Raw genomic sequence first — 10,742 nt, forward strand, 5'->3', positions numbered from 1 at the left:
GTAGTTGTACATGAAGGCATTAATGAAAAACATAAAAGGGGACCGCGCCATTTGGGGAATTGTGGCGTTGTTGGCAGTGTTTTCCTTTTTGCCCGTTTATAGTGCTAGTACCAATTTAGTTTACGTAAAAGATACTGGGACGGCATTAGGGCATCTGGTAAAACATGGTGTGTTATTGTTTCTGGGTTTCATGATTATTTTTGCGGTGCACAGAATACCGGCGCACTACTTTAAGGGGTTGAGTCTTATTGGTTTTCCTATAGTATTAGGTTTGTTGGCCTACACTTTAACCGTAGAAACCAATATTGGCGGGGTTAGTGCTAATAGATGGATTACAATTCCCATTGTTGGGATACCTTTCCAAACCTCTACTCTAGCCTCTGTGGTGTTAATGATATGGATAGCTCGGTATTTAAGTAAAATTAGAGAGAAGCAAATTACTTTTCAGGAAAGTATTTTGCCACTATGGATACCAATTGCATTGGTGGTAGGTTTAATATTACCTGCTAACTTTTCTACTGCGGCAATTGTTGGTGCAATGGCATTTTTATTGTGTTTTTTGGGAGGTTATCCCTTAAAATATTTGATAGTTATAGGCGGTACTGGAGCGGTTCTTGTAGGTATGTTTATGTTCGTGCTATTTAAAGCGCCAGAGGTGCTGCCAGATAGAGCAGGTACATGGAAATCTAGGATTGAAACTTTTATGAATCCAGAGGATGCTAGTGCCGATGCTAACAGGCAAGTAACTTATGCTAAAATGGCTGTGGCCCAAGGTGGATTAGTAGGGAAAGGAGCTGGTAAGAGTGTGATGAAAAACATCTTATCGCAGAGTACATCAGACTTTATTTTCGCTATTATCATAGAGGAATATGGTTTAATAGGTGGGGTGGGATTGTTATTCTTTTACCTGCTTTTATTGTTCAGAATTGTGGTGGTGGCTAACGGAGCACAATCTATATTTAGTAAGCTTTTGGTAATAGGTGTAGGTATCCCGATTGTTTTTCAAGCATTGATAAACATGGCGGTGGTAGTGCAATTATTTCCAACTACAGGGCAGCCTTTACCTTTAATTAGTATGGGGGGTACTTCCATTTGGATGACCTGTTTAGCTATTGGTATTGTGCTGAGTGCAAGTAATAAAAAAACGGAGGAAGAATCCTCTGCAGAAATAGATGATACAAACCCTTTAGAGATATTAAGTGGGCAGATATAAGTTTATACTTTCTGGTGGCGGTACGGGTGGTCATATTTACCCGGCTATTGCTATAGCAAATGAGCTTAAGCGCAGGTTTCCTGATGCTGAGTTTTTATTTGTTGGGGCAAAGGATAAAATGGAGATGGAGAAAGTGCCACAAGCAGGGTATGCTATAGAAGGGTTGTGGATTAGTGGTTTGCAACGCAAACTGTCTTTAAAAAATGTATTGTTTCCTATTAAACTCCTAACGAGTCTAATTAAAGCGCGCAGCATTTTAAAAAAATTCAAGCCAGACGTGGCTATAGGTACAGGTGGTTTTGCTAGTGGTCCTTTGTTAAAAATGGCGTCTAAATCCAAAGTGCCTTATGTGTTGCAAGAACAGAATTCTTTTGCTGGAGTTACCAATAAATTATTGGCCAAAAAAGCACATAAGATATGTGTTGCCTATGACGGGATGGAGCAATTTTTCCCAAAACGCAAAGTAGTAAAAACAGGAAACCCTGTTAGAAAGGATTTGTTGGAAACTACTTTAAATTCAGATGAAGTTAAAAAGGAGTTTGGCTTTGATGTAAATGTGCCAGTGGTTTTAGTGCTTGGCGGGAGTCTAGGGGCAAGGCGTGTAAATCAGTTGGTAGAAGAGCAGTTACCATTCTTCAAAGAAAAACAAGTCCAAGTACTTTGGCAATGCGGAAAATTGTATCACGAAGAATATAAAAAATATAACGAAAAAAGCGTGTTGGTCCGTGCATTTCTGAACGAGATGAATAAGGCCTACGCAATGGCAGATTTTATTATTTCTAGAGCAGGTGCTGGTTCTGTGTCTGAGTTGTGTTTAGTGGGTAAGCCAACATTATTTATTCCATCTCCTAATGTGGCAGAAGACCATCAAACTAAGAACGCTCAGGCATTGATGCAAAAGCATGCTGCATTGATGCTGAAAGAAAATGAGCTAAAAGAGAAGTTTCAAGTTGTTTTTAATGAAATGTTGACTTCTAAAGACCTGCAAAAGCAGTTGTCAGAAAATATTAAAGCATTAGCCTTGCCGCAGGCAACGGAAATGATTGTAGATGAAATTGAGCAGTTATTAAAGTGAATATAAAAGATATAAATAGCGTTTATTTTGTGGGTATTGGTGGCATAGGTATGTCTGCCCTAGCACGTTATTTTCAATTTATAGGTAAGCAGGTTGCTGGCTATGATAAAACCAAGACGCCGCTTACTCAAGAATTAGAGTCTTCCGGTATGCTTATTCACTATGAGGACGCGGTATCAGAAATACCTGATTTTTGCAAAACGGTAAACGAAACCTTGGTGGTTTATACACCAGCAATACCCCAAAAGCATTCAGAACTAGCATTTTTCAATACTCAAGACTTTAATGTGCTTAAAAGAGCGGAAGTTTTGGGTTTAATCACTAAAAATGCCTATTCTTTTGCAGTAGCTGGGACGCATGGTAAAACTACAACAAGTAGCATATTAGCGCACTTGTTGAAAGTTGTAGATGCTCCGTTTTCTGGATTTTTAGGAGGTATTTCAGAGGATTTTAACAGCAACTTCATCTTTAACGGCTCAAAATATGCTGTGGTAGAGGCAGACGAGTACGATCGCTCATTTTTACAACTCCATCCAGATATGGCATGTATTACTTCTATGGATGCAGACCATTTGGATATTTATGGGGATGCAGAGACTTTAGTGGATAGCTTCAAAGCGTTCAAGGCTAAACTGTCTGGTAGGGGCAAGTTGTTTGTTCCACAAACAATGGGCTTAGAAGGTGTGACTTATGGTATAGAAGATGGGTCTGATTATTGTGCAACGGATGTCCGTGTGCAAAATGGGTGTTATTGTTTTAATATACAAACACCCAAGAAATTAATTAAAGACGTTGTTTTTGCTAAGCCAGGCCGTCACAATCTTGCCAATGCACTGGTAGCATTTGCTATGGCTGTAGAAGCAGGTTTTAACGCAAGTGATTTGGCTAAAGGTTTGGCTAGTTTTAAAGGTGTGCAGCGTAGGTTTTCGTATCAAATAAAGAATGAGGATTTCTTTTATATCGATGATTATGCGCATCACCCTACGGAAATAGATGCAGCACATCAAGCAGTAAGAGAAATGCATCCTGGGAAAAAAGTGACTGTCATTTTTCAGCCACATTTGTTTTCTAGAACACGGGATTTTTTAAAAGAATTTGCGAAAAGCTTAGCGCAGTTCGATGAAGTGATTCTGTTAGAAATTTATCCGGCAAGAGAAGAGCCAATTCCTGGTGTTACTTCAGCAGTATTGCTTAGTAAAATTGACCATCCAAAGAAACGAATTGTAGAAAAGGATAGTCTTGTAGAAGAGCTCAAAAAAGGCGACCTAGAGGTTTTAATGACTTTGGGTGCTGGGGATATTGGTTTAGAGGTAGAAAAAATTAAAAATGGATTGACTTATGCAAATTAAGTTGAAACATATTAAACTAATTGGCTTACTGTTGGTTGTGGTTGGCTTGTACAGTTTTGCAGGGTATAGAAATAACTTGCGACCAGGAACAGAATTGGAAATTAAGTTTTTGGGAGACAACAATTTATATATCACAGAAGAGTCGGTTAATAAATTGTTAATACAAAAATATGGACCATTAAAAAATAGGGCAAAAGAAGAGGTAGTTTTGAATTCCATAGAAGAGGTTATACAATCCAATCCTATGGTTAAAAATGCCCAAGTTTACCGCTCTGTTAATGGTACACTTATTTCAAAGATTGTTCAGCGTAAACCAATAGGAAGGGTTGAAGGAGTCTCTAGATTTTATTTGGATGATGAAGGAAAACGCATGCCGTTATCCAGACACCACTCGGCAAGAGTGCCCATCATTACAGGTAAAATAACAGAGAAAACTTTAGAAGATGCCTACGCTATTTTGGAGTACATAAACAAGGACGATTTTTTAAGAAAAAATGTAATTGGTATACATCTTAAAGATGAAGACCAATACCAATTAAAGTTAAGGGTAGAGGAGTTTGTAGTGCATTTAGGGAGTGTGGAAAACCTTGACGAGAAGTTCAAGAATTTTATGGCGTTTTATGTAAAAGCTGCTAAAGATAAAAGCTTAAATAGTTACGCCATGGTGAGTTTAGAATTTGATAATCAAGTGGTTTGCACCAAAATATAAGGTATGGAACAAGGTAAATATTCAGTTGGTTTAGACATTGGTACCACCAAAATTGTTGCGATTATTGGTCGGGAGAATGAGTATGGTAAAATAGAGATTCTAGGTTCTGGTAAAAGTAAGAGTCTAGGGGTGCATAGAGGGGTAGTCAACAATATTACCCAAACCATTGCCTCTATACAACAAGCAGTAGAGCAAGCCGAGTTAAATTCTGGCTTAAAAATTGGGTCCGTTGTTGTAGGTATTGCGGGCCAACATATCCGTAGTTTACAGCATAGTGATTACATAACTAGACCTAATGCAGAAGAAGTAATTAATGAGGACGATTTGGATTTGCTGTGTAACCAAGTGTATAAATTGGTTATGTTACCAGGCGAAGAAATAATTCATGTTTTACCACAAGAATACCGAGTAGATGGCCAATCAGAGATTAAAGAGCCTATGGGTATGTACGGTGGTAGATTAGAGGCTAACTTTCATGTAGTAGTAGGGCAAGTATCGTCCATTAAAAATATAGGTAGATGTATTAAAAGTGCAGGTTTAGATTTAGGTAACATCACCTTGGAGCCTTTAGCGTCTGCAGAAGCTGTGCTTAGTCAAGAAGAAAAAGAGGCAGGTGTCGCTTTAATAGACATAGGTGGTGGTACTACAGATTTAGCCATTTTTAAAGATGGTATCATTCGCCATACCGCTGTAATTCCGTTTGGTGGTAATGTGATTACCGAAGATATTAAAGAAGGTTGTTCTATTATAGAAAAGCAAGCAGAATTGCTTAAGATTAAATTTGGTTCTGCTTGGCCAGGTGAAAACAAAGACAATGAGATTGTATCCATACCAGGTCTTCGTGGTCGTGAACCAAAAGAAATCACCCTAAAAAATCTTTCTAAAATTATTCATGCACGTGTGGTAGAGATTATTGAGCAGGTGTATGTAGAAATTAGAAATTATGGTCATGAAGATCAAAAGAAAAAACTTATTGCAGGTATTGTATTAACCGGCGGTGGTAGCCAATTAAAACACCTTAAGCAATTGGTAGAATATATTACCGGTATGGATACCCGTATTGGTTATCCTAATGAGCATTTAGCAGGTGATTCTGATGATAGTATCGCTAGCCCATTGTATGCAACTGCAGTTGGTTTATTAATGAATGCTCTTAAGAATGATGTTAGAAATGTAACTGAAGCGCAAGAAGAAACATTGGCTACAGAAGAGCAGCCAAGAGAGCAACAACAGCAAGAAGAGGTGTTGGTTGGGGAGGAGCAGCAACATGTGCAAGCACAGCGCCAAACCGTTACCGCATCTAGCAGAGAACGTAAGTCCATTTTTGATAAATGGTCAGAGAAATTAAAAGACTTTTTAGATAACGCAGAATAAACGTACCCAGAAAAATAAGCACCATGAGTAATAGCAACGAGTTCGACAATATAGCATTCGATTTGCCAAAGCATAAAAGTAACGTTATCAAGGTAATTGGCGTAGGTGGTGGTGGTAGCAATGCCATAAACCACATGTTCACTGCCGGTATTAACGGGGTGGATTTTGTAATCTGTAATACAGATTCGCAAGCCTTAGAAAACAGTGCTGTACCTAATAAAATTCAATTAGGGGTTTCTTTAACAGAAGGATTAGGAGCTGGAGCCAACCCAGAGGTTGGGGAACAAGCGGCCTTGGAAAGTATGGAAGAGTTAAAGAACATGTTAGAGAGTACAACTAAGATGGTCTTTATAACCGCTGGTATGGGTGGTGGTACAGGTACGGGTGCAGCCCCTGTAATTGCCAAAATTGCCAGAGAATTAGACGTGCTTACCGTAGGTATTGTTACCATTCCTTTTCAATTTGAAGGAGCAATGCGTAACAAACAAGCACAATTGGGTATAGAAAAGTTACGAGCTAATGTAGACTCTCTCATTGTTATAAATAATAACAAGCTTAGAGAAGTATATGGTAACCTTGGTTTTAAAGCAGGTTTCTCTAAAGCAGATGAAGTTTTAGCCACTGCAGCTAGGGGTATTGCAGAAGTAATAACACACCACTACACACAAAATATTGACCTTAGAGATGCTAAGACCGTACTAAGTAATAGTGGTACTGCCATAATGGGTTCTGCTATGGCGTCTGGCTCTACTAGAGCTAATGAAGCAATAACTAAAGCTTTAGATTCCCCTTTATTAAATGACAATAAAATACGTGGTGCTAAAAATGTATTATTGTTAATTGTTTCTGGTTCTCAAGAAATTACCATTGATGAAATTGGTGAAATTAATGACCATATCCAGATAGAGGCGGGTCATGGGGCAAACATTATCATGGGTGTTGGTGAGGATGAAAACCTTGGAGAGGCTATTGCGGTAACAGTAATTGCTACCGGTTTTGCAGTAGACCAACAAGATGAGATAGTAAATACAGAGACTAAGAAAATTATTCACACGCTAGAAGACGAGCAAAAAGCTACGCACGATTTAAGTGGCGATGCTGGTATAAAGCGTTTTACACTAGAAGATGCTGTAGAGGAGCCAATTACTCCTAAACCAGTTATAAAGCATACCTTAGAAGAGGATAAGCCTAAGCAGGTCATCAGAGAGCCAGAGTCAGATTTAATACCAACTACAAGTTACATTCGTAATTTCAATGTATTTTATGAAGAGGTAGTAGCTGAGCCTGTTAAAGAAGTTATTGCTAGACCTAAGGAAGATGACTTTATCATCATAGAAGCCAAAGATATTCTTAGTGAAATTGAAGTGATAGATGCAGAATTGGTACATCCAAAAGCAACCACGAACGAAGATCAGTTTACACTTAGTTTTGATATGCCATTGAATGATGTTAAAGAAGACAAGGAAGAAGCTACAAATACCATAGTTTTTGATTTGGATGATGACATTAAGGACATGGAGGTTAAAGATTATGTAGAGGTGCAGCCAACTCAAGAATACCAGAAGACAGCAGAAACGCGCTATAATTTAGAGGAGTATATGGAGTTAGAAACAAAACTAACCGCAGCTCAATCTAAAAAAGTAGAAACTTCTGAGCCAAAATTAAAAGAAGAAGAGATTAATTTTGAGAAACGAACAGTAGAAACTTTAGAAAAGGAACCAAAACCAATAGCCAAAACTGAGACTCAAGAAAATGGTGGTGGTGATATGGATCCAATGAATAGTTCTATTAGCGATTTGCTTAAACAACGAGCAGATGAGCGTAAAAGAAAACTTAAGAATTTTAATTACAAGTTTAAAAATAACCGCTCTAGTTTAGACGAAATTGAAAAGGTGCCAGCTTACAAAAGACAAGGGGTAGAGTTTGAAGAAGGTAACAAGGAACAAAGAGTGTCTAGGATGAGCTTGGGCGAGGATAGCAATGACGAAATACAGTTGCGTAGCAACAATTCTTATTTACATGATAATGTAGACTAAGAACTTAAAAGTCGATTATATGAGTATAAGCCCGAAAACTAAATTTTTTCGGGTTTATTTTTTTATCTTCGCTGGCCTAAATAAGCTAGATTATGGGATTGCAAGAAAACGTAATGACGGACATGAAAGCGGCTATGAAAGCCAAAGATACCGTGGCTTTAGAGGCGCTGCGAGCTATTAAATCTGCTATTCTGTTGGCAAAGACCGATAAAGGCGCTGGTGCAGAATTAACAGAAGAAGAAGAGGTGAAACTAGTACAGAAACTGGTAAAACAGCGTAAGGACAGTGCAGCCATTTTTTCTGAGCAGGGTAGGGATGATTTGGCAGAACCAGAACTAGCACAGGTTGCTGTAATAGAAAAGTTTTTGCCAGAACAATTAACAGCAGAAGAGGTAGAAAAAGTAGTAGTACAGACTATAGCTGCTGTTGGCGCCAATGGAATGCAAGATATGGGTAAGGTTATGGGCATTGTGTCTAAAGAACTTGCAGGGCAAGCAGACGGTAAAACCATTTCTACTTTAGTAAAAGAAAAATTAAGTTCTTAATAATAAAAATGGCCCAGTAGTTCAACTGGATAGAATATCAGATTTCGGCTCTGAGGGTTGGGGGTTCGAATCCTCCCTGGGTCACACCATAGTATTATTACAAAAAACGCTCAATTAAATTGAGCGTTTTTTTATGCCTATTGTGGTCGCTGTTTTACCACAAAATGATTTAGAAAGATTCGTGGACCAATTCCATATGTATCACAGCGCCCGCTTTGTTTCCAGAAGCAACGGCATGGGCTACAGAGCGTAATCTAGAACTATTATCTCCACAGGCAAAAACATTAGGATTAGTGGTTTTTTGCATTTCATCAACAGCTATGAAACCATTTTCGTCAAGGGAACAACCCAGAGCGTTTAAAATGCCAATAGGTAATGTAAAGGGTACTTTGGCATACAGTGCTTCTATAGCTATTTCATCACCATTGGTGAAAACTACGTTCTCAATTTGTCCTGCAGTATGTGTAAGAGAATCAATTTTATGATTTACAACTTCAATATGATGTTTTTTTAATTTGGCAAGTTGATTCTCGTTCAAATCGCCCTCTCCATCGGTGAGTAAGATTAAATTGTGGGTTAGATGATGTATCATTCCTGCCATATGCATTGCCATTTCGCCCTTTGCAAGTAGGGCAGTAGGTTTAGACCTAATTTCATAGCCGTGACAAAACGGACAGTGCACCACAGAAATTCCCCAACATTCCTTAAAACCAGGAATGGTAGGTAAAACATCTTTTATTCCTGTAGCCAATACCAGTTTTTTGGCAGTAAATGTGCCATGTTTTTCTGTGCCAACTTCAATATGTTTCTCATAATTAATTGCTTTTAGTGCAGTATCATATAAGAATTCAACGGTATTATACTTGGAGACGTCTGCTTTTGCTAATGCTGCAAGCTCAGCAGGGGTTTTACCATCTTGTGTTAAGAAGTTGTGAGAATGCGGTGTTTGGGCATTGCAGGGAAGGCCATTATCTATAACTAAAACAGAACGTAAAGAACGGCCTAAAGTTAGTGCAGTAGATAAACCTGCATTGCTACCTCCTATAATTATTACATCAAATTGAGACATTATTGTTTTATTAAGTGCGAATGAATCGCATTACATAGGAGATAAATATATCAATAATTGTTAAATGCGACTCGTTTGCAATTAAATTCTTTTGTAAGATATGTGTTAAATAATGTTATTGTTTCAAACGGCACATATCTTATTTATTCCATTAATAATACAAGTAAAATAATGAGTGTGTAGGTATTACGCTTTTGCTTGAATTCAGAAGCCATCTTTCAGGATAAAACTTATGTTAAATGTGTCAAAAATTGAGTTCAATTTTTGTTATCTCTGCAAAAATTTCAAAAACTGATATTAATGAGAAGGGTAATTTTTGGTTTGTTGCTAATTGCAGCAACACACGTTAGTGCACAACAATGGTACGTTAAAGCAGGGGGTGGATATTCTGATGAATTTTCTAAGAGTGAGTTTAATAATACAGACCCTAATGGTATTACTGGTATTGAACAATCTACTTCTATACGTGTTAGCGCAGATGGTAGCACCACAACTGTAGAATCTTTAAATGGTACCGCGGGGGCTGGCTATAAGTTTTTTGTAGCTGGGGGCTATATGTTTAATGAGTATGTAGGTGCAGAAATGGGATTAAACTATTTTAGAGGCAATAGCACACTCGTAGGGGAGGTAGTTACTCCAAATATTATTTCTTCATCACATGTAGAGATACAGGGTTTCGATTTGAATCCGGCAATATATTTAACTCCAAACTTTTCTAAATGGAATCCATATGTACGCGCTGGATTGTTATTGACCGTTGGCGGCGATTTAACTATAGATACTAATGTTTTACAAATAGACGGTGGTGGTGATGGTACTGATATTATGGTTAACGCAGAATCTGAGGTTAAAAGCCATTTTAGTGTAGGTTATTCTGGTGCAGTTGGGGTAACGTATCCGTTGAATGATAAATGGGAATTATTTAGTGAGTTGGAGTTTAAGAGTTTTACGATAAAAAGTAAATCTGCAGAAATAAAGAGCTACGTCACTAGAGCAGTTACAGGTGCCCAGTCGCAATTGGTGCCAGGACAACAATTAGAAGATTTGCCAAGAGCAGAGAAAGAATTTATTTTTTCTGATAGTTTTACCATTGACAATGCAACTGGTGAGAGTGAAAATGAACCAAGGAATATACCAACACAGTACGTAAATGCTAGTGGTATTGGTTTAAATTTGGGTGTGCGTTACAATTTCTAAGTATCTAAATATAATTTTAAGAAAAAGCCTTGACTTGCATGTAGTCAAGGCTTTTTTAGTTGTTTTTGCAAAAAAAAATTACATTTTTGAGCATCCCCCAGTGATTAGGACAGGTTTTGCTCTAAATTAGGTTCTGGTTAATATTCATTAAGCTGCTTTTTGTTGTTCTCTCAAA

General features: G+C 37.9%; 9 protein-coding genes and 1 tRNA gene. 9 read left to right on the plus strand and 1 reads right to left on the minus strand.

Going from position 1 to position 10,742, the window contains the following annotated elements:
• Nucleotides 1-10: 10 nt before the first annotated feature.
• The 8 genes from FBT53_RS02690 (at nt 11) to FBT53_RS02725 (ending at nt 8,385) form a co-directional block, all read left to right on the plus strand.
• Nucleotides 11-1,213 carry an FtsW/RodA/SpoVE family cell cycle protein gene (locus tag FBT53_RS02690; RefSeq protein ID WP_136949621.1) on the plus strand — a complete coding sequence of 401 codons (1,203 nt, stop codon included), beginning with the start codon at nt 11-13 and terminating at the stop codon, nt 1,211-1,213.
• Nucleotides 1,200-2,288 carry an undecaprenyldiphospho-muramoylpentapeptide beta-N-acetylglucosaminyltransferase gene (murG, locus tag FBT53_RS02695; RefSeq protein WP_136949622.1) on the plus strand — a complete coding sequence of 363 codons (1,089 nt, stop codon included), beginning with the start codon at nt 1,200-1,202 and terminating at the stop codon, nt 2,286-2,288. Before FBT53_RS02690 ends, murG begins: the two co-directional genes overlap by 14 nt.
• A complete protein-coding gene (gene murC / locus FBT53_RS02700; protein WP_136949623.1) occupies nt 2,285-3,637 on the plus strand; it encodes a UDP-N-acetylmuramate--L-alanine ligase in 1,353 nt (450 codons plus the stop codon). The genes murG and murC overlap by 4 nt, the downstream gene beginning before the upstream one ends.
• Nucleotides 3,627-4,346: a cell division protein FtsQ/DivIB gene (locus tag FBT53_RS02705; RefSeq protein ID WP_136949624.1), complete on the plus strand. Its 720-nt coding sequence runs from the start codon at nt 3,627-3,629 to the stop codon at nt 4,344-4,346. Before murC ends, FBT53_RS02705 begins: the two co-directional genes overlap by 11 nt.
• A gap of 3 nt (nt 4,347-4,349) precedes the next feature.
• The gene (gene ftsA, locus FBT53_RS02710; protein WP_136949625.1) at nt 4,350-5,720 is read left to right on the plus strand and encodes a cell division protein FtsA; all 1,371 of its coding nucleotides are present in this window, start codon (nt 4,350-4,352) and stop codon (nt 5,718-5,720) included.
• A 23-nt stretch (nt 5,721-5,743) separates the two neighbouring features.
• A complete protein-coding gene (gene ftsZ, locus FBT53_RS02715) occupies nt 5,744-7,756 on the plus strand; it encodes a cell division protein FtsZ (protein WP_136949626.1) in 2,013 nt (670 codons plus the stop codon).
• A 92-nt stretch (nt 7,757-7,848) separates the two neighbouring features.
• Nucleotides 7,849-8,301 carry a GatB/YqeY domain-containing protein gene (locus FBT53_RS02720; RefSeq protein ID WP_136949627.1) on the plus strand — a complete coding sequence of 151 codons (453 nt, stop codon included), beginning with the start codon at nt 7,849-7,851 and terminating at the stop codon, nt 8,299-8,301.
• A gap of 10 nt (nt 8,302-8,311) precedes the next feature.
• Nucleotides 8,312-8,385, plus strand: a tRNA-Arg gene (locus tag FBT53_RS02725).
• Nucleotides 8,386-8,470: 85 nt separating this feature from the next.
• On the opposite strand, the gene FBT53_RS02730 is transcribed toward FBT53_RS02725, so the two are convergent.
• Nucleotides 8,471-9,370, minus strand: a complete 900-nt coding sequence (locus tag FBT53_RS02730) for an NAD(P)/FAD-dependent oxidoreductase (RefSeq protein WP_136949628.1) — start codon at nt 9,368-9,370, stop codon at nt 8,471-8,473.
• A gap of 300 nt (nt 9,371-9,670) precedes the next feature.
• Between FBT53_RS02730 and FBT53_RS02735 the strand changes: the two genes are divergently transcribed.
• Nucleotides 9,671-10,567 carry an outer membrane beta-barrel protein gene (locus tag FBT53_RS02735; protein ID WP_136949629.1) on the plus strand — a complete coding sequence of 299 codons (897 nt, stop codon included), beginning with the start codon at nt 9,671-9,673 and terminating at the stop codon, nt 10,565-10,567.
• Nucleotides 10,568-10,742 lie beyond the last annotated feature (175 nt).

This window comes from Flavobacterium sp. ASW18X (assembly GCF_005144745.1).
Taxonomy (GTDB): Bacteria; Bacteroidota; Bacteroidia; order Flavobacteriales; family Flavobacteriaceae; genus Croceivirga.